Origin of the sequence: Parabacteroides timonensis (assembly GCF_900128505.1) — a bacterium.
Lineage (GTDB): Bacteria > Bacteroidota > Bacteroidia > Bacteroidales > Tannerellaceae > Parabacteroides > Parabacteroides timonensis.
This window is the reverse complement of sequence record NZ_LT669941.1, coordinates 2,884,051-2,903,015: the sequence shown is the minus strand read 5'-3', so window position 1 is coordinate 2,903,015 and position 18,965 is coordinate 2,884,051. Positions and strand designations below refer to the sequence as shown.

Annotated in this window: 16 protein-coding genes; 11 read left to right on the top strand and 5 right to left on the bottom strand. The window is 41.7% G+C overall.

All coding sequences use genetic code 11. The features are described from left to right. Positions 1-147 precede the first annotated feature (147 nt). The 10 genes from miaB (at position 148) to BQ7394_RS19300 (ending at position 10,729) form a co-directional block, all read left to right on the top strand. The gene (miaB, locus tag BQ7394_RS19345) at positions 148-1,518 is read left to right on the top strand and encodes a tRNA (N6-isopentenyl adenosine(37)-C2)-methylthiotransferase MiaB (protein WP_075558890.1); all 1,371 of its coding nucleotides are present in this window, start codon (positions 148-150) and stop codon (positions 1,516-1,518) included. A gap of 149 nt (positions 1,519-1,667) precedes the next feature. Further along, the gene (locus tag BQ7394_RS19340; protein ID WP_075558889.1) at positions 1,668-2,546 is read left to right on the top strand and encodes a cell division protein FtsX; all 879 of its coding nucleotides are present in this window, start codon (positions 1,668-1,670) and stop codon (positions 2,544-2,546) included. Positions 2,547-2,561: 15 nt separating this feature from the next. Next, positions 2,562-2,804: a DUF3098 domain-containing protein gene (locus BQ7394_RS19335; RefSeq protein ID WP_075558888.1), complete on the top strand. Its 243-nt coding sequence runs from the start codon at positions 2,562-2,564 to the stop codon at positions 2,802-2,804. Beyond that, positions 2,801-3,601: an undecaprenyl-diphosphate phosphatase gene (locus BQ7394_RS19330; RefSeq protein WP_075558887.1), complete on the top strand. Its 801-nt coding sequence runs from the start codon at positions 2,801-2,803 to the stop codon at positions 3,599-3,601. The genes BQ7394_RS19335 and BQ7394_RS19330 overlap by 4 nt, the downstream gene beginning before the upstream one ends. A 6-nt stretch (positions 3,602-3,607) precedes the next feature. Continuing rightward, positions 3,608-4,339 (top strand): tRNA pseudouridine(55) synthase TruB, encoded by a 732-nt coding sequence (gene truB / locus BQ7394_RS19325; RefSeq protein WP_075558886.1) that lies wholly within the window; start codon positions 3,608-3,610, stop codon positions 4,337-4,339. Positions 4,340-4,372: 33 nt separating this feature from the next. Beyond that, positions 4,373-5,422, top strand: a complete 1,050-nt coding sequence (gene queA / locus BQ7394_RS19320) for a tRNA preQ1(34) S-adenosylmethionine ribosyltransferase-isomerase QueA (protein WP_028730614.1) — start codon at positions 4,373-4,375, stop codon at positions 5,420-5,422. 9 nt (positions 5,423-5,431) lie between these two features. Next, positions 5,432-5,881, top strand: a complete 450-nt coding sequence (gene folK, locus BQ7394_RS19315; RefSeq protein ID WP_075558885.1) for a 2-amino-4-hydroxy-6-hydroxymethyldihydropteridine diphosphokinase — start codon at positions 5,432-5,434, stop codon at positions 5,879-5,881. Positions 5,882-5,937: 56 nt separating this feature from the next. After that, entirely contained in the window at positions 5,938-6,129 is a 192-nt protein-coding gene (locus tag BQ7394_RS19310) for a hypothetical protein (protein ID WP_075558884.1), read from the top strand. Between the two features lie 248 nt (positions 6,130-6,377). After that, positions 6,378-7,664, top strand: a complete 1,287-nt coding sequence (gene metK, locus BQ7394_RS19305) for a methionine adenosyltransferase (protein ID WP_075558883.1) — start codon at positions 6,378-6,380, stop codon at positions 7,662-7,664. 152 nt (positions 7,665-7,816) lie between these two features. Next, positions 7,817-10,729 (top strand): M16 family metallopeptidase, encoded by a 2,913-nt coding sequence (locus tag BQ7394_RS19300; RefSeq protein WP_075558882.1) that lies wholly within the window; start codon positions 7,817-7,819, stop codon positions 10,727-10,729. 110 nt (positions 10,730-10,839) lie between these two features. On the opposite strand, the gene BQ7394_RS19295 is transcribed toward BQ7394_RS19300, so the two are convergent. The 5 genes from BQ7394_RS19295 to BQ7394_RS19275 form a co-directional block, all read right to left on the bottom strand. Continuing rightward, positions 10,840-11,610, bottom strand: coding sequence for an ABC transporter ATP-binding protein (locus BQ7394_RS19295; RefSeq protein WP_075558881.1), 771 nt, complete (start codon positions 11,608-11,610; stop codon positions 10,840-10,842). A 2-nt stretch (positions 11,611-11,612) separates the two neighbouring features. Continuing rightward, the gene (locus BQ7394_RS19290) at positions 11,613-12,359 is read right to left on the bottom strand and encodes an MlaE family ABC transporter permease (protein WP_028730620.1); all 747 of its coding nucleotides are present in this window, start codon (positions 12,357-12,359) and stop codon (positions 11,613-11,615) included. Positions 12,360-12,505: 146 nt separating this feature from the next. After that, a complete protein-coding gene (locus tag BQ7394_RS19285) occupies positions 12,506-14,575 on the bottom strand; it encodes a cation:proton antiporter (protein WP_075558880.1) in 2,070 nt (689 codons plus the stop codon). A 54-nt stretch (positions 14,576-14,629) separates the two neighbouring features. After that, a complete protein-coding gene (locus tag BQ7394_RS19280) occupies positions 14,630-15,940 on the bottom strand; it encodes an ATP-binding protein (protein WP_075558879.1) in 1,311 nt (436 codons plus the stop codon). 334 nt (positions 15,941-16,274) lie between these two features. Continuing rightward, positions 16,275-16,868 carry an HU family DNA-binding protein gene (locus tag BQ7394_RS19275; protein WP_075558878.1) on the bottom strand — a complete coding sequence of 198 codons (594 nt, stop codon included), beginning with the start codon at positions 16,866-16,868 and terminating at the stop codon, positions 16,275-16,277. 281 nt (positions 16,869-17,149) lie between these two features. Between BQ7394_RS19275 and BQ7394_RS19270 the strand changes: the two genes are divergently transcribed. Further along, positions 17,150-18,868 carry a tetratricopeptide repeat protein gene (locus BQ7394_RS19270; RefSeq protein ID WP_075558877.1) on the top strand — a complete coding sequence of 573 codons (1,719 nt, stop codon included), beginning with the start codon at positions 17,150-17,152 and terminating at the stop codon, positions 18,866-18,868. Positions 18,869-18,965 lie beyond the last annotated feature (97 nt).

The window sequence follows — 18,965 nt, the reverse complement described above, 5'->3', positions numbered from 1 at the left end:
ACCCTTATTCGATTTAACCAAAACCTTAACTATGAAAAAATTTACGTTTTTCGTATGCAAATATAATTGGCGAATTTGAACTGTGCAAGCCTTTGGCGGTTTATTTTTATAGAATACATGTATTTAAATTTTATTAACGGAAACAAAATGACGAATCAGGAAAATGGCGCAGACTTAAAATCTGCAGCCGGAAATGAGGAGAAAAAGTTGTTCATCGAGACCTACGGGTGCCAGATGAATGTAGCAGACAGTGAGGTGGTAGCTTCCATCATGAAAATGGACGGATATGTTATGACCGACAAGATTGAAGAAGCGGATGCGGTTTTTGTAAATACCTGTTCGGTACGCGATAATGCAGAACAGAAAATTTACGGACGGCTTCAGTATTTTCAGTCTCTGAAACGGAAAAAGAAATCACTGATCGTAGGCGTGCTGGGATGTATGGCCGAACGGGTGAAAGAGGAACTGATCAATGTGCATCATGCCGATCTGGTAGTAGGTCCGGATTCTTATATGGATCTGCCTAACCTGGTAGGTGCTGTCGAACATGGGGAAAAAGCGATCAATGTCGAACTTTCTACCCAGGAAACCTATAAAGATGTGATGCCCCTGAAGTTGGGTGGTGTGCATATCTCCGGTTTTGTGTCGATCATGCGCGGTTGCAATAATTTTTGTACGTATTGTATCGTGCCTTATACCCGTGGACGTGAACGTAGCCGCGATGTGGAAAGTATCCTGAATGAAATAAGGGATATGCGTGACAAAGGTTTTAAAGAGGTGACATTGCTCGGACAGAATGTGAATTCGTATGCTTTCGAAAAAGACGGTGAAACGGTTACTTTCCCTATGCTGCTGGAACGTGTGGCCGAGGAGGCCCCGGATATGCGTATCCGCTTTGTGACCTCTCATCCAAAAGATATGAGTGACGATACACTTCGTGTGATAGCCGCCCATAATAATATATGTAAGTACATACATCTGCCGGCCCAGTCGGGTAGCTCGAAGATCCTGAAAGTGATGAACCGTAAATATACCCGTGAATGGTATCTCGATCGTATCGCTGCTATTCGCCGTATCGTTCCGGAAGCTTCGATTGCAACCGATCTGTTCTGTGGTTTTCATTCGGAAACGGAAGAAGATTATGAAGAAACACTTTCCTTGATGCGCGAAGTCAGATATGACGCTGCTTTCCTGTTCAAATATTCTGAACGTCCCGGAACCTATGCGGCCAAACATCTTCCCGATACGGTATCGGAAGAAGAAAAAGTACGTCGCTTGCAGGGGATGATCGATTTACAGAACCAGCTGTCGGAAGAAAGTAACCTGCGTGATATAGGAAAAGAGTTTGAGGTTCTGATCGAAGGTTTCTCCAAACGCTCGCGCGAACAGTTGTTCGGGCGTACCAGTCAGAATAAAGTGGTTATTTTCGATAAGAAAAACTATAAAGTCGGACAATTTGTGAAGGTAAGGATCAACAGAGCCTCTTCGGCAACATTATTCGGCGAACCGGTAGAATGATGAGTGCGAACCGGCAGGTTTAGAAATGGTTAAATAATTATAATCTGCCGGCTGTCTCGCAATTTATTCGTTCTTTTGCAGAAAAATTGGGAGGTATGCGCTCTGTGCGTATCTCCTTAATTTGTTGAATAATAATAAGGGTACGTCTGATGGCTGAAAATAATAAGGTTAGCTCGGTTTCTTTTTTTAATTCTCGTCTCACTTCCATTATCAGTATAGCGCTGGTGCTGTTTCTGCTAGGGTTGATTTTGCTGATGGGGCTACTGGGGAATCAGTTATCGGTTTATGTGAAGGAAAATATTTCATTTTCCATAGTTTTGAAAGATAATCAGAAAGAGGCCGACATTAAAAAAATGCAGAAAAGCCTGGACGCACTTCCTTTTATCAAGTCTACCGAATACATATCTAAAGAACAAGCCGCGAAGGAACTCGAAGAAGAGTTAGGCGAAAATCCTGAAACATTTCTTGGCTTTAATCCCCTTCAGGCTTCGATCGAGGTAAAACTGCATTCCGAATATGCCAATCCGGACAGCCTGCAGCATATAGAAAAGAAAATAAAAACATATACATCTGTATCCGACCTGCTTTACCGTAAAGACATGATGCAGATGGTAAACGATAATATGAAACGCCTGAGCATTATCCTGCTCACACTGGCCGTTATGCTGATGGCCATATCATTTGTACTGATCAGTAACACAATCCGGTTATTGATCTATTCAAAGCGTTTTTTGATCCATACAATGAAATTGGTAGGTGCTACTTCCGGCTTTATACGCCGGCCTTTTGTCCGTTATAATGTGGTAAGTGGTATTTTTGCTTCTATCCTTGCAATATTGATGCTGACAGGTTCGTTATATTATTTACAACACGAGTTGGACGGCTTTATTCAATTATTGGATATGAAGGCTTTACTGGTGGTTTATGCCGCAGTATTCCTACTGGGTATACTGTTATCCATTACGGCTACCATTTTTGCTGTAAACAAGTACCTCCGTATGGGTGTTGATAAGTTGTATTACATTTAAAATAAACAAAGAGAGATGGCTAAAAGAGATTTTGCATTCGGTAAAGAAAATTTTATTCTGATTGCAGTTGCTGTAGCAGTAATCATTATTGGTTTTATGTTGATGAGTGGTGGTGGATCAGGTGATGCAACCAGTTTTAATCCGGAAATATTCAGTACACGACGTATTGTTGTTGCGCCGGTGGTAACTGTGATCGGTTTCGGTCTGATGATTGTAGGAATCCTGAAGAACAGTAAAGGTAAAGAAGTAGCCGAATGAGTTGGTTAGAGGCCTTAGTGCTGGGAATCGTACAGGGACTGACGGAGTATCTTCCTGTAAGCAGCAGCGGTCATCTGGCAATCGGATCGGCCCTGTTTGGAATTGAAGGAGAAGATAATTTGACATTTACGATCGTAGTCCATGTGGCTACGGTACTTAGTACATTAGTGATACTCTGGAAAGAGATCGAATGGATATTCCGCGGGTTATTCAAATTTGAGATGAATAGCGAAACACGTTATGCGATCAATATCCTGATCTCGATGATACCGGTCGGTATCGTGGGAGTATTTTTCAAAGATAAAGTCGAAGCAATCTTCGGCTCGGGTTTGCTTATCGTCGGTTGTATGCTGCTGGTAACAGCTGCTTTACTGGCATTCTCTTATTATGCAAAGCCGCGGCAGAAAGAAAATATTTCGATGAAAGACGCTTTTATTATCGGTCTGTCACAGGCTTGTGCAGTCTTGCCGGGACTATCACGTTCGGGTACAACGATTGCTACGGGTTTATTGTTGGGTAATAATAAGGCGAAACTGGCCCAGTTTTCTTTCCTGATGGTGATCCCTCCGATTTTGGGTGAAGCCTTATTGGATGTATTGAAGATGGTTAAGGGTGAAGACGTGGCCGGAGATATTCCGACACTTTCACTGGTCGTAGGTTTTGTAGCGGCTTTCCTTTCCGGTTGTCTGGCTTGTAAGTGGATGATCAATATCGTGAAAAAAGGGAAGTTGATCTACTTTGCTATTTATTGTGCAATAGCGGGTTTGATTACTATTGCATGTACATTGATGAAATAATATAGAATGGATTTTATAGCAGGAGAGGTTTTATATTTTAACAAACCGCTGACATGGACGTCGTTCGATCTGGTGAACAAGTTCCGGTATAAGTTGTCGCGGAAGCTGAAAGTAAAAAAGATAAAGGTCGGACATGCCGGAACGCTTGATCCGTTGGCTACCGGGGTAATGATCGTTTGTACCGGGAAAGCGACCAAAAGGATCGATGAATTCCAGTATCAGACCAAAGAATACGTTGCAACGCTGAAACTGGGTGAGACAACGCCTTCTTTCGACCTGGAAAAAGAGATAGATGCTGTATATCCGACAGAACATATAACCCGGGAGATGGTAGAAGAGGTACTGAATTCGTTTGTAGGTACCATCCAACAGATCCCCCCGGTTTTTTCTGCTTGTAAAGTGGATGGGAAGCGTGCTTATGAATTGGCGCGCAAAGGTGAAGAAGTGGAGTTGAAGTCGAAGACATTGGTGATCGACGAAATGGAGTTACTGGAATGTAACCTGCCGGTCATTAAGATCCGTGTGGTGTGTAGCAAAGGTACTTATATCCGTGCTTTGGCCCGTGATATCGGTACGGCCTTACATTCGGGAGCTCATCTGATCGGGTTGGAACGTACCCGGATCGGAGATATAACATTGGATAAATGCATGAATCCGGAAGAGATAGATGCCTTTCTGGATGAGGCGGTAGGAGATTGTCCGGCTGGTGAAGTTGGGTCTGTGTCCTCTGACAAATGATAAGAATAAAAAGAAAATAAATAAAGTAACATTATGAAGCTGTCTAAATTCAAATTTAATTTACCGGAGGATTTGATCGCTCTTCATCCTGCAAAGAACAGGGATGAATCCCGTATGATGGTTGTTAATCGTAACACCGGCGAAATAGAGCATAAGGTATTTAAAGACCTGTTGGACTATTTTGGAGAGAAAGATGTATTCATCTTCAATAACACGAAGGTTTTCCCTGCCCGTTTGTACGGGAATAAAGAAAAAACCGGTGCACGTATTGAAGTCTTTTTGCTGCGTGAACTGAACGAAGACCTGCGTCTTTGGGATGTATTGGTTGATCCGGCACGTAAGATACGTATCGGTAACAAACTGTATTTCGGAGAAGACGATTCGATGGTGGCTGAAGTCATTGACAATACTACTTCACGTGGCCGTACACTGCGTTTCCTGTATGACGGTAACCACGACGAATTTAAAAAAGCATTATATGCATTGGGTGAAACCCCGCTGCCAAAATATATCGACCGTCCGGTCGAACCGGATGACGAAGATCGTTACCAGAACATCTTCGCTACGGAAGAAGGTGCTGTTGTTGCTCCAGCTGCCGGTCTTCACTTCAGCCGTGAACTGATGAAACGTCTGGAAATTAAAGACTGCCGTTTTGCTTTCCTGACAGTTCATTCCGGACTGGGCAATTTCCGTGAGATCGACGTGGAAGACCTGACAAAGCATAAGATGGACTCCGAACAGATGATCGTAAACGGGGATGTTGTCGATATCGTAAACAAAGGTAAAGACGACGGACGACAGATCTGTGCCGTAGGAACCTCTGTGATGCGTGCTATTGAAACAGCAGTTAGCACAGACGGACACCTGAAAGAATTCGAAGGATGGACCAATAAGTTCATTTTCCCTCCGTATGATTTCAGTGTGGCAACCAGCATGATCACAAATTTCCACATGCCGTTGTCTACTCTTCTGATGATGACTGCTTCATTCGGTGGTTACGATTTGATTATGGATGCCTATGAAGTGGCATTGAAAGAAAAGTATCGTTTCGGTGCTTACGGTGATGCCATGCTGATCTTATAAACGTTGATTATGGCTATTGCATACCTTGCTTTAGGTACGAATATAGGAAATAAAAGACGGAATATGATAACGGCCGCCGCGCTGTTAGCTGAAAGGGTGGGAGACGTTCTCGCCCTTTCCGGTTTTTACGAAACGGAGCCTTGGGGCTTTCAGTCCGACAATACATTCCTGAATGCAGCCTTACAGCTGGAGACTTCATTGTCGCCGTTGGAGCTGCTGAAAGCAACCCAGCAGATCGAACTGGAAATGGGACGAACGCAGAAGAGTAACGGAGCATATCACGACCGTATTATCGATGTCGATATATTGCTGTATGACGATCTTATTCTACAGACTCCGGAATTGACCTTGCCGCATCCCCTAATGCATGAGCGTCTGTTTGTAATGGAGCCGTTGGCGGAGATTGCCCCTAACGTGATCCATCCGGTATTTAAGAAGTCGGTAATCTCTCTTATGTAAGTGCAACATTTTGTGCTTTCTTTCTGTTTTTCAAATGAACGAATAAAAATAAAACAATGAACGATATAGAAAAAATCCTGACAGGTGGCGGTATGGTCTTCAAGAAAAAAGCCACTGAAGAAAATACCGGAGAAAGGAAAATCAAATATTCTGATTTTCTGAAAGGTACTCATAAATCGGGTTCGGCCAAGATGAAAGCTGAATACAAGTATAAAAAAGCACTTCGTAACACAAAGAAGAAAAAATAATTTTCAATTTTCAATTTTTATTTTTCAATTATTTTGTATCTTTGCAACCGAATTGATGTGGATAGATTTGTATTGCTTGCAACCACAGGAAAAAATGCTAAAAACAAGATACTTTTCTTAGCCGTTCGGCATATATGATCCTTCCGTTATCAATTCATTATTAATAATCACTTGTCAGTGCCAGGTTCAGTCTATGGTTTTTATAACTGTCAACTGTCACTTGTCATCTGTCAACTAATTTCAAAGTAATGAGTTATTTATTCACCTCCGAATCGGTGTCCGAAGGGCACCCCGATAAAGTAGCCGATCAGATATCGGATGCTTTGCTGGATGAGTTTCTTGCTTATGACAAGAACTCGAAAGTTGCTTGCGAAACCCTTGTTACAACCGGACAGGTTGTCTTGGCTGGAGAAGTTAAATCAAGTGCTTATGTAGATGTGCAGGATGTAGCACGCAACGTGATCGAAAAGATTGGTTACACCAAGAGTGAATACCAGTTCGAAGCAAAATCATGCGGTGTGTTTTCGTCTATCCACGAACAGAGTGGAGATATTAACCGTGGTGTTGAACGCGAAGACCCTTATAACCAGGGAGCAGGCGACCAGGGTATGATGTTTGGCTATGCTACGAATGAAACTGAGAATTACATGCCTCTGGCGCTGGATCTTTCACACAGCTTGTTGTGGGAACTGGCAAAGATACGTAAGAATGAAAACGACCTGATGCCTTACCTCCGTCCGGATGCAAAGAGCCAGGTAACTATTGAATACGATGACAACGGTAAGCCGTTACGCATCGATACGATCGTTGTATCTACCCAACATGACGAATTTATCGGCCCGAAAGGCATCAGCCAGGAAGAAGCCGATATCGCCATGCAAAAGAAGATTGCAGCAGATGTAAAGAACATCCTGGTACCTCGTGTAAAGGCGCAGTATCCGGCCCACGTACAGGCTTTGTTCAACGATGATATCATTTATCATGTGAATCCGACCGGCAAGTTCGTGATCGGTGGCCCTCACGGTGATACAGGCCTGACCGGCCGTAAGATCATTGTGGATACGTATGGTGGCAAAGGTGCTCACGGTGGTGGTGCATTCTCCGGTAAAGACCCCTCAAAGGTAGACCGCTCGGCCGCTTATGCAGCTCGTCATATCGCTAAGAACCTGGTTGCAGCCGGTGTAGCCGACGAAATGCTGGTACAGGTATCTTATGCAATTGGTGTAGCCAAACCGATGAATATTTTTGTAAATACCTTCGGTCGCTCCAATGTCAAGTTTACCGACGGTGAGATTGCAGAAAAGATCTGGAACATTTTCGATATGCGTCCGAAAGCAATCGAAGAACGTCTGAAACTACGTAACCCGATCTATCTGGAAACAGCCTCTTACGGTCATATGGGACGTAAACCGGAAACAGTGACAAAAACATTCACCTCCCGTTACAACCCGAAGCCGACTGTTTGCGAAGTAGAGTTGTTTACATGGGAAAAACTGGATTATGTGGATAAAGTAAAAGAAGCATTCGGAATTTGATCTCCGGAATAAGTATAGGAAGGCGGTTATTGCATATTGTTGCAATAATCGCCTTTTTTCGTGTAATAACCAATAATTAAATGGTTTATGGAGGTTAATTGAATTATATTTTCATATATTTGGCTCCTAAGTAATCTCTAAATCTAAATCGTATGCGTAGAATTATTCAGCTTCTTTCGCTGGCCGTAATTATTTTACTGACCGCAGCCTGTAAAGAGACTTCCCCGTTTAAGTACGAGTCAGTCCCGAATGACCCCATGAAAGCACGTATCTATACGCTGGATAACGGCTTGAAAGTGTATTTGACCGTAAACAAAGAGACACCGCGTATCCAGACTTATATCGCTGTTAGGGTTGGCGGGAAGAATGACCCGGCTGAAACGACCGGGTTGGCACATTATTTTGAACATCTGATGTTCAAAGGTACTCAGAAGTTCGGTACTCAGAATTACGAACAGGAAAAACCGATGCTGGATGAAATCGAACAACTGTTTGAAGTATACCGGAAGACGACCGATGAAGCTGAACGGAAAGCTATTTATCATCAGATAGACAGCATTTCTTATGAAGCGTCGAAATATGCTATTCCGAACGAATACGATAAGCTGATGTCTGCTATCGGAGCGAACGGTACAAATGCCTATACGGGCTTCGATATGACTGTTTATACCGAAGATATCCCTTCCAACCAGATCGATAACTGGGCAAAAATCCAGGCAGACCGTTTTGAAAATAATGTGATTCGTGGTTTTCATACCGAGTTGGAGACAGTTTACGAAGAAAAGAACATGTCTTTGACCAGTGACGGACGTAAAGTCTATGAAGCCGTTTTAAATGCTCTTTTCCCGGATCATCCTTACGGAACACAGACTGTTTTAGGAACGCAGGAGAACCTGAAAAATCCGTCGATCACCAATATCAAAAATTACCATAATACCTGGTATGTGCCGAATAATATGGCGATTTGTATGTCCGGTGATTTTGATCCCGACCAGACTATTGCCATAATCAATAAATACTTTAGCCATTTGCAGCCGAATCCGAATTTGCCGGCATTACCGGTGACACACGAATCTCCTATCAAAGCTCCGGTTGTAAAGGAAGTATTGGGAGTGGATGCTGAAAATGTGACATTAGGATGGCGTTTCCCCGGTGCTGCTTCCCCTGAACAGGACTTACTGAACCTGACGAGTGAAATCATTAATAACGGAAAAGCCGGCCTGTTGGATATCGACCTGGTACAGCAGCAGAAAGTTCTTAGCTGTTATGCCGGTACTTATGATATGGCTGATTATAATGCATTCGTTATAGGCGGTCGCCCGAAACAGGGACAAACGCTTGACGAAGTGAAGGATCTTTTCCTGGCAGAGATAGATAAATTGAAAAAAGGAGAGTTCGACGAGGGACTTTTAGAGGCTGCTATCAACAACTATAAATTGATGCAGATGTATCGCCTGGATAATAATTACAGCCGTGCCGATATGTTTGTCTCTTCCTTTATTAATGGAGTAGACTGGAAAGACGAGGTCGCTCAATTGGATAGGATGAGTAAGATCACTAAACCTCAGATCGTAGAATTTGCCAATAAATATTTCGGTGATAACTATGCCGTTGTTTATAAAAGGGAAGGTAAGGACCCGAATGAAAAGAAAATCGATAAACCGAAGATCACTCCGATCGTAATGAATCGTGATAGCACAAGTGCTTTCCTGAAGGAAATACAGGCAGCAAAGGTGACACCGATCGAACCGGTATTCCTCGATTACGACAAGGATTTGCAGAAGTTGACGGCTAAGTCCGATATCCCTGTCCTCTACAAACAAAATGAGACGAACGATATATTCTCATTGATGTATGTATTCGATATGGGTAATAATAATGATAAAGCGATGGGTACCGCTTTTGAATATATGAAATATCTGGGTACATCTACCAAAAGCCTGAAAGAGATCAATGAAGAATTCTATCGCCTGGCTTGTTACTTCAGTGTCTTCCCGGGTTCCGACCGTACCTATGTGATGCTGCAGGGACTGCGTGAAAAGATGCCGCAGGCAATGGCCCTGTTTGAAGAACTGTTGGCTGATGCACAGGTCAATAAAGATACTTATGCCAACTTGGCGGATGATATATTAAAGAAGAGAGCGGATGCCAAACTGAACCAGGGTGAGAATTTCAATAAGCTGATCCAGTATGCGATCTGGGGGCCGAATTCTCCGGCAACTCATGTATTGACTACTGCCGAATTGCAGCAGATGGACCCGCAGGTGCTGGTAGACCGTATTCATAAGATAAATTCGTACGAACATTCTATCCTGTATTACGGACCGGAAAAAGCACAAGCTTTGTTGGATATTATCGAGCAATACCATAACGTACCTGCCACGTTGAACCCGCTTCCGGCTGCTGCCGACTTCAAGCAACAGGAAACGATTGAAAATAAGGTTTTACTGGCGCAGTACGATGCTAAGCAGATCTATTTCTCTGCTGTTTCCAACCGGGGGGAAAAGTTTGATCCCGCTATCCAGCCTACATTGAATATGTATAATGAATATTTCGGTGGAGGAATGAATGCAATTGTATTCCAGGAAATGCGCGAGTCACGCGGTTTGGCTTATTCGGCCGGTGCATTCCTGATCACGCCTTACAAGTTGAAATATCCGTACGTATATCGTACGTTTATCGCGACTCAAAATGATAAGATGATCGATGCAATGAAGGCATTCGACGATATTATCAATAATATGCCGGAATCGGAAAAAGCGTTCGAACTGGCAAAGGATGCATTGATTACCCGCTTACGCACCGAACGTATCACAAAATCGGATGTCTTATGGTCTTATATGAGTGCACAGGATCTGGGATTGAATGTGGATAGTCGCAAGGAACTGTATGAAAAAGCACCTTCCATGACATTGGATGAAATTAAAGCATTCCAGGAAAAATGGGTGAAAGGTCGTAAATATACCTATTGTGTGCTTGGCGATGAAAAAGACCTGGATCTGAAATCACTCTCCGTATATGGGCCGATCACGAAACTGAGTAAAGAAGAACTGTTCGGCTACTAAAGAGTTGACGGTTGATAAGTGACAGTTGACAGATAAAAGGCCCTGCTATTGATTTTTGATCCAATAGCAGGGCCTTTTCTTGTTTCTTAAAACTGTCAACTGTAACTGCTTCACCCTTCCTCCTGGTGCATCTCCACCTCCTTGACTTTCCGGAAGAGGTCGGAGGCAAAGATAAAGTCATTCAGTGCTTTATTGTTGGAAGTGATAACCTGGTCTTTCGTTCCTTGCCATTCTTTTACCCCTTCTTTGATGAAGATGATATTTTCTCCGATATTCATAACCGAGTTCATATCGTGAGTGTTTATGACGGTGGTCATCTTATATTCGGTCGTAATATCGTGGATCAGGTCGTCTATCAACAAGGATGTTTTAGGGTCGAGGCCGGAGTTCGGTTCATCGCAGAAAAGATACTTCGGATTCAGAGCGATGGCGCGGGCAATAGCCGCACGTTTCATCATACCTCCACTGATCTCCGACGGATACAAGCGTTCCGCCTCTGAAAGGTTAACGCGTTCCAGGCAGAACATCGCCCTCCTTTCCCTTTCTTTAAAAGAGTCTTTTGAGAACATATTTAGAGGGAACATCACGTTTTCAAGAACCGTCATACTGTCGAACAGGGCCGAACCCTGAAACAACATACCCATTTCCCGGCGGAGCATGTTCAACTCTAATTTTCCCATTGAAGTCAAGTCGCGTCCATCATACAGGATCTCTCCTGAATCCGGTTTCATCAGGCCAATAATATTTTTGATCAAAACCGTTTTTCCGGAACCGCTTCGCCCAATGATGAGATTGGTCTTGCCGGTTTCAAAAACAGCACTGATGTTATTCAGTACCGTACGTCCTTCAAACGATTTCGTTATATTTTTTACTTCTATCATTGTTATGTAAGCATTAAATGGGTCATTATTACGTCTGCCAGCAAGATCATGATGCTGCTCATTACGACAGCATTCGTACTAGCCTTACCGACTTCAAGCGCACCTCCTTTTACATAATAGCCGAAATAAGCGGCTATCGATGAAATAATAAAGGCGTAGACCACGGATTTTATAATAGAATACCAAATATAGAACTCATTGAAATAGAACTGTAACCCGTATTCGAAAGAGGCGGGGGTCATTCCCGTTCCCGTTGAATGGCTGGCAGCAATACCTCCCAGCATACCGGTAAACATACTGAATACAACCAATACCGGGATAAAGATCATCAGTCCGGCAATTTTAGGCATGATCAGGAAATTAGCCGAATTCACTCCCATGATCTCCATCGCATCGATCTGCTCCGTTACACGCATAGTCCCGATCTCGGAGGCAATATTACTACCGACTTTACCCGCCAGGATCAAACACATGATAGAGGAAGAAAACTCAAGAAGGATAATTTCACGAGTCGTATATCCGATCGTAAACTTAGGAATCAGCGGAGAACTGATATTCAGTGATATCTGAATTGCGATTACCGTACCGATAAAGACTGAAATGATAATTACGATCCAAAGGGAGTCTACTCCCAGTTTGTAGATCTCTTTTATCAATTGTTTGAAGAACATGCTCCATCTGTCAGGTATTGATATGGATTTCCCCATCAACATGACATATTCTCCCATTCTATGTAATGCTTTATTCATCATTTTTTGAAGTACTTATCTGTTCCAGTCTGCAAATATAACTGAAATATGTCAACAACTGTTCACGCTTTATGATTTTATAGCTTACTAAACTGTCGACCATCCACCCGTAATTTTCAATTTTCAATTCTCAATTTTTAATTTCCTTAAGTCAGATACCTCGTACCTTCATCCATACTAGCCTGTATCGGATAAGAGAGAATGAAGCTGTTGGATTGGAAATATTTATTCAGATATCCCGGAATACGGGGCATGACCGAATTATACGACAGACCTTCTTTCCGGCTGAAAATGATCCACATGCTGTCGTCAGCTTTCACGTCCCGGAAGACAATCAGAAAATCATCCCAATCGCTGAAAGTTGTATAAGAGATTTCTCCGGCCCTTTTGGCAAACACTTTTTTTATGGCTTTTAGTGTATCGTCCGAACCGTAAAATACCACTTTGGCTCCGGTATTCTGCAACACATTCCATATCCTGTCCATGATCTGAATGAAGCCGATTTCCTTTTCCGCCTGGTCAGGAATGATGATCAAATGGCGTTTGATGGTCGAAAGCGGTTGTACTGGTTTGTAGATGAAGGTCGTTACACTGCTATGTTGTAATACGTTTTCAACGATATTTCCGAGAAAAGCTGCCGGGATGTCTTTTTCTTTGTGTAACCCCAGAACAAGGTCGGTTATTACCCGTTCCTTGACAACACTGGTGATAGCGTTGGAGATACTCAGGTCGTAGCGGAGTAACCCTTTCAGGCGTACGTCTGTGGCAGCGGCTGTGTCGACGGCTGTTTGTAACACCCGTTTGGATGATTTCAGGGCCTTTTCGTCCGAATTGTGGTTGTCTATTACCTTGAGTGCGTATAACCCGCTGGTATTGGTTTTCGATTTAACCGCCAGGCTTAGATGGACCAATTCTTCAACCGTCTCTTCATTGCTGACGGGGATCAGGATATGTTCGTCTTTCGTATCATTATCGTCGTGTGCCTCTTCAGACTCTTTCATGGCTATATTGTGTGCTCCCTTTTGAGCGGAGAAAGAGGCGATGGCACAGGTCACCAGGATCATCAGGATCGTTCCGTTCAGGACACTTTCATTCAGGAGGCGGATCGGTTCGCCTTCCGGTGTTGTTCCCAGTATGACATTATAGCCGACCATAACTGCTGCCAGGGTCGCGGCTGCCTGTGCATTGCTTAATCCGAAGATGACTCTTCGCTGGTCGACCGATAGCCGGAATGTTTTTTGCGTCAGCCATGCAGCGGCATATTTTGCAGCGGTAGCGACAACGATCATGACAATACCGACTTTTATGGTTTCGAAGCTGGTAAAGAAAGCTCTGTAATCGATAAGCATGCCGACGCTCAACAGGAAGAAAGGAATAAAAATGGCGTTACCGACAAATTCCACCCGGTTCATCAAAGGCGAACTTTGAGGGATTAGCCTGTTCAGCGCCAATCCGGCCAGGAAAGAGCCGATAATAGCTTCCATCCCTGCCAATTGTGCGAGGAAAGCACCGAAGAACACCATCGAGAGGACGAATATATATTGTGAGATATTATCATGTACCCGTTTAAAGAACCAACGTCCGATAAAAGGAAATACAAGCAATACGAACAACGCGAAAACAACGACCGATATACCGAGGCGTATCCAGAACGCATCATCCGCATTTCCCGTAGCCATGCCGACGATAATAGTCAATACTAACAGTGCCAGGGTATCGGTAATCATCGTTCCGCCGACAGTGATGCTTACCGCATTATTTTTGCTGATCCCCAGTTTACTGATGATCGGATAGGCGATCAGGGTATGTGAAGCGAACATACTGGCAAGCAATACGGATGTCTCCATACTGAATTTAAGTACCCATAACCCTACTACTGTTCCCAATATCATAGGAATAAGGAACGTGTACATTCCGAAAACGAGGCTTTTTCCGCTATTCTTCTTGAAATCTCCCATGTCGATTTCCAGCCCTGCCAGAAACATGATATAAAGTAATCCGGCTGTTCCTGATAAAATAATGCTGCTATCGCGTAAAACGAGATTAAACCCATTCGGACCGATAATGGCTCCTGCAATGATCAAGCCAAGCAGATGAGGCACCCGAAGTTTATTCAAAAGAAGCGGAGCTGCCAGTATAATAAGCAGGATCAGCAGGAATTTTAATACCGGATCTGCCAGTGGCAGGGTAAAGTCTATGTTCGAGAGTAGAATCATATTGACGGAGGTTTAGTTTATTCAATGTTTTTGTTTGACTATTTACATGTCCTGTTACATGTCCTGCATTGACAATCCTTTTATTTCCAATGTGTAATGCGATAATTGTTTTTTTATGGAGGCTACTTTCTCATATAGGCGAGCTATATTGATCTTATTTGGATTTCGCTTAACTTCAGCTATCAATGCCTTCTCTTCAAAACGGTTGAGGGCGATAAGATCGATTTCATTTTCTCCTTTGTTGTCCCAATAATTACCGATGTCCGTAATATCTTCGCTTTCAGCAATCCTGTCTCTGAAATAGCGTTCCAGTATATGTCCGCTGTACTGTTCATAGTTCTTTAAGATGAATTTTTCAAGCATATCATTTTTTCCCAGTTCAATCATAGACAGGTTGGGGAATATAAAACGGAACCAAAACATCAGATAATTATCATTCAGGCACCAGCGGCTGTTTCTGCTTTCCGGTTTTGAAAACATCGGTTTATTTCTGTTTATCAGGGAATATTCCTTTTCAAGATTAGCCAAATAAGCCCCTGTGTTTTTTCCGATAATCGAATCAACTTCGTTTTGCGCTGTCTTACCTGAAGCTATTAACTGTAAGATGGAAAAATAGGTTGCATATTCACGTCCAAATTCAGAAATAAGCAGATCGCGTCCTTCTGACAGGAACGGAGAATCAGGCCGCACCGTATAGTGAATCATTTTGTTGAATGTGGTAGCACCTGCTTCCATCAGTAAGGCAACATACTTAGCCACTCCTCCTGTTATAAGATAAAAAGCCAGCAGATCTTCGGGTGTATATCCCGGATTGTAATCTTTTAGTATCTCTTTTATCGTAGAAACATTGAATGGTTTTAGTATAATTTTAGATGTCAGGCGTCCGAACAACGGCTCTTTATTGTTTTCAAAAATCTTTTTCATCATGGAATAAATAGATCCGCAAGCTATGAGGTTTACCTTAGCTTCTTCCTTATATCTATCCCATATATTCTGGATATCGCTGAAAATGGAACTGTTTATATTGTCAAACTCCTGGAATTCATCGATAATCAGTGTGAAATGAGTTTTTGTAGCGTAAATCATCAATTGTTCGAATAAGGTACGGAAGTTGTCCACCCGACCGAATATATCCAGCCCCAGGCTTTCTTTGATGTCCTGTTGAAACTGCTCGCATAAAAGTACTTCACTTTTGCGGGAAACAAAGAGGTACAGAAACTTCTCTCCCCTCACGCTTTCGAGCAGTAAAGCAGTTTTGCCTATACGACGACGGCCAACCATCACTGTAAAACAAGCACTGTTACGTGATTGCTCATTGATATCCTGTAGTAGCTTTAACTCTTTTTTTCGATCGTAAAATTTCATACGTGCTTTAATTTAATCCCTGTTAATTTAATGGCTATTACATTAACGGCTGTTACAAAGGTAAAAGAAAGGATGTAGAATAACAAATTTTACAGCGACATAAATGGCTGCATATCCTTGTGAAACGATTAAACCTGAATTATTCGATTTGAATAATTCGAATGAAATAATTATAACGGCATATGATGCAAGAGATGTTTCTGTCTGCTGCCCGTCCTTTTTATCATAGTGTGGAATGTTTTATGTGGATAAATCAAATGTATGGGAATAAAGCTATTTTGGCTTGAATCTGAAATTTCGCGGCGGTTATTTTCGCCGCCGCGAAATTTCAGATTTATACTGAACGTATATACATTGTCTGTTTGCCTCCGCCGATCTGTATCAGTTTGTTGCTGTTTATCAGTTGTTTCAAGTCGTTTAGCGCTATGAACTGACTACAACGGTTCAGCTTCATGCAGGTACTACGATTAATGCATTTGTTTTCTTCCACTTCAGTCATGATATTCTTCAGGCGTTGTTCTTGCGGGAGCTTTTCCGTATTCGTTTTTTTTACCAGTTCGAGTCCGGCTTCCCGCACTTGTTCTTTCAGGGAGGTTGCACAACGGAAACTGACGGAATCTATTTCTGCCTGTACCTTGTTTTTACCGCTTTCATCGGTGGTTATTTTACTTTTCAGTGTAGGGGTAAAGTAACCCAATCCGTCCAGTTCGATACTGTTCCCTTCTGACAGGCAGAACCCCATCCAGAAGTTCAGAGCTTCCAATACTCCTTTTACATCGGCCGAAGAAATGGTACTCGACATCGAGATCATTTTACACATATACTTTGTGTCGAGTGTCCCTTGTGAAATGATTCGCGCATGGGGAACTTGTTTATCCTCCCTGTCTCCTGGAACCGGAGTTTTGTACCATCCGAATTTTAAACTCATTATTATCGTGTTTTAAATTAATACCAGCCAAACCCAATTTTCATCCCGAACAATGAATCGTTCTATGAATATCGAATGAAAGGAGAACAATTACCAAATGAAAGAAGCATATATGTGTTCTATTCGTTTGATATATATCAAACGCAAAAGCGTTCGAATACAAATATAATACGAAATAGAAGGATTTGTACTGGAGATATGATGTTTTTTGTAAATAAAATTATTTGATGTGATCCTATGAAAATAAATTCCTATATTGTACTCGTTAATATTGAGTATATATGTTTAAAGAACTAAAGCTAATACTATATTTTCTGCTACTATTCTGTCTGATAGCATGTAGCGGAAAAAATGATGTGGCTTTCTTGTTGAGTAAAGCAGAAAGCTATATGAACGAAAGACCTGATAGTGCGTTATGTGTTTTAAATAGTATAATGCAGCCTGAGGATTTGCCACGTGGGCAATATGCACTTTGGTGTTTATTGTATATGCAAGCACAAGATAAGAACCAAATAGAACATAGATCTGATTCATTGATACAAATAGCAGTCAAGTATTATGAGAAGAGCGATTTAGAAGATCGGAAGATGCAGGCGTACTATTTTTGCGGCAGGGTTTTTCAGGATTTGAATGATGCACCACAGGCGCAGGGGTATTATTTAAAAGCCTATGAAGTCGGGAAAAATTTGAATAACTATTCTTTGTTAGGACGTTTGTGTGCTAATTTAGGTACGTTATATACTTATCAGGAACTATATCAGCCAGCTTTGAATTTGCAGAAGGAAGCTGTTGATTGTTTTATTTATAACAAAGATACGGCAAGCCTGTCTATGGCTCTTCGGAATGTAGCTCGTGTTTATGTATGTTATAATCAGCTTGATAGTGCAGTCTATTATTATTCGAAAGCTTTGTTATATACTTCTGATTATTACAAATTTTATCTGCTTAATGAATTAGCTGACACCTATGGTAGAATAGGTGATTATGAAAAAGGTTTGTCTTATGCAAAAGAGGCATATACTCAAATAGAAATAGTAGATGATTCTTATTTAATTAGTTTGACTCTAGGTGATTTGTATCTGAAATTGGGAAAAACAGATTCAGCTTACCATTATTTGTCTTTTTGTCGGAAAAGTACAGATATATATACATTGAAAGATACATACCATTCACTATCACTGTTGGAAAAATCAAGAAAAAATTTGAATGCTTATATGTTTTTTCAGGAACAATACGAGGTTCTTCGTGATTCAATGGAGCAACAGACTTATAAGGAAACTTTAACCCGGTTGCAAAGTTTGTATGATTATCAAATTGTAGAAAAAGAAAAAGAGTATTATAGGCAAGAAGCAGATCGTAAAACGAACTATTTGTACAGGTTTTTGGGAGGAGGTTCTTTATTCCTATTGGTAACGGTTTGTATTGTTTTTTATTTGTTTAGGGAAAAGAAAAAAAAAGAAGAACAGTTGAATCAATCCTTACGCCTTCAAGAGCAGAAATATAGAGAAAGCCAACAGTATTTGGCTGAACGAAATGCTGCGATAGTTGAATTAGGCCAAAAAATAGAAATCGCGAATGACTTGAAAATACAGTTGGATATGATACAGGGAGTTTTCAATGAGAAAATGGTGGAACATTCTTCTTGCTCTATTGTAGGAATAGCTTCTACTAAAATATTTTTTACTTCCGATTTGTACGAGGGGTTACGTGAAAAATGGAGAAAGCTAGATTATAAACGATGGCCGGATATAGTTAAGTGGATCGATCATGTGTTGTATTTGAATTTCACTTATAAGGTAAAAATGATGTATCCTGGAATTTCAGATACGGATCTGCAAATTTGTTGTTTAACAAGATTAGATATCCCGGTAAGCCGTATTGCCATTTTGTTATCTCTGACAAGTCAGGCTGTATCCCTCAGAAGAAAACGCCTCTACATAAAATTGACTCAAAAACAGGGAACTGCTCAGGATTTTGATAAATGGATTTTGTCTTTATGATGTTATATGTTTGATTGTGTGGCTTTTAAATTGTTACATTTTTGTTACTAAGAAATCTTGGCAGTCGCTTTTGTGACTTTTACCTTTGCGTAAATAA

Excerpts from the sequence above, each read along its gene's own strand:
- miaB (WP_075558890.1), top strand. The coding sequence starts at position 148 with ATGACGAATCAGGAAAATGGCGCAGACTTAAAATCTGCAGCCGGAAAT.
- BQ7394_RS19340 (WP_075558889.1), top strand. The coding sequence starts at position 1,668 with ATGGCTGAAAATAATAAGGTTAGCTCGGTTTCTTTTTTTAATTCTCGT.
- BQ7394_RS19335 (WP_075558888.1), top strand. The coding sequence starts at position 2,562 with ATGGCTAAAAGAGATTTTGCATTCGGTAAAGAAAATTTTATTCTGATT.
- BQ7394_RS19330 (WP_075558887.1), top strand. The coding sequence starts at position 2,801 with ATGAGTTGGTTAGAGGCCTTAGTGCTGGGAATCGTACAGGGACTGACG.
- truB (WP_075558886.1), top strand. The coding sequence starts at position 3,608 with ATGGATTTTATAGCAGGAGAGGTTTTATATTTTAACAAACCGCTGACA.
- queA (WP_028730614.1), top strand. The coding sequence starts at position 4,373 with ATGAAGCTGTCTAAATTCAAATTTAATTTACCGGAGGATTTGATCGCT.
- folK (WP_075558885.1), top strand. The coding sequence starts at position 5,432 with ATGGCTATTGCATACCTTGCTTTAGGTACGAATATAGGAAATAAAAGA.
- BQ7394_RS19310 (WP_075558884.1), top strand. The coding sequence starts at position 5,938 with ATGAACGATATAGAAAAAATCCTGACAGGTGGCGGTATGGTCTTCAAG.
- metK (WP_075558883.1), top strand. The coding sequence starts at position 6,378 with ATGAGTTATTTATTCACCTCCGAATCGGTGTCCGAAGGGCACCCCGAT.
- BQ7394_RS19300 (WP_075558882.1), top strand. The coding sequence starts at position 7,817 with ATGCGTAGAATTATTCAGCTTCTTTCGCTGGCCGTAATTATTTTACTG.
- BQ7394_RS19295 (WP_075558881.1), bottom strand. The coding sequence starts at position 11,610 with ATGATAGAAGTAAAAAATATAACGAAATCGTTTGAAGGACGTACGGTA.
- BQ7394_RS19290 (WP_028730620.1), bottom strand. The coding sequence starts at position 12,359 with ATGAATAAAGCATTACATAGAATGGGAGAATATGTCATGTTGATGGGG.
- BQ7394_RS19285 (WP_075558880.1), bottom strand. The coding sequence starts at position 14,575 with ATGATTCTACTCTCGAACATAGACTTTACCCTGCCACTGGCAGATCCG.
- BQ7394_RS19280 (WP_075558879.1), bottom strand. The coding sequence starts at position 15,940 with ATGAAATTTTACGATCGAAAAAAAGAGTTAAAGCTACTACAGGATATC.
- BQ7394_RS19275 (WP_075558878.1), bottom strand. The coding sequence starts at position 16,868 with ATGAGTTTAAAATTCGGATGGTACAAAACTCCGGTTCCAGGAGACAGG.
- BQ7394_RS19270 (WP_075558877.1), top strand. The coding sequence starts at position 17,150 with ATGTTTAAAGAACTAAAGCTAATACTATATTTTCTGCTACTATTCTGT.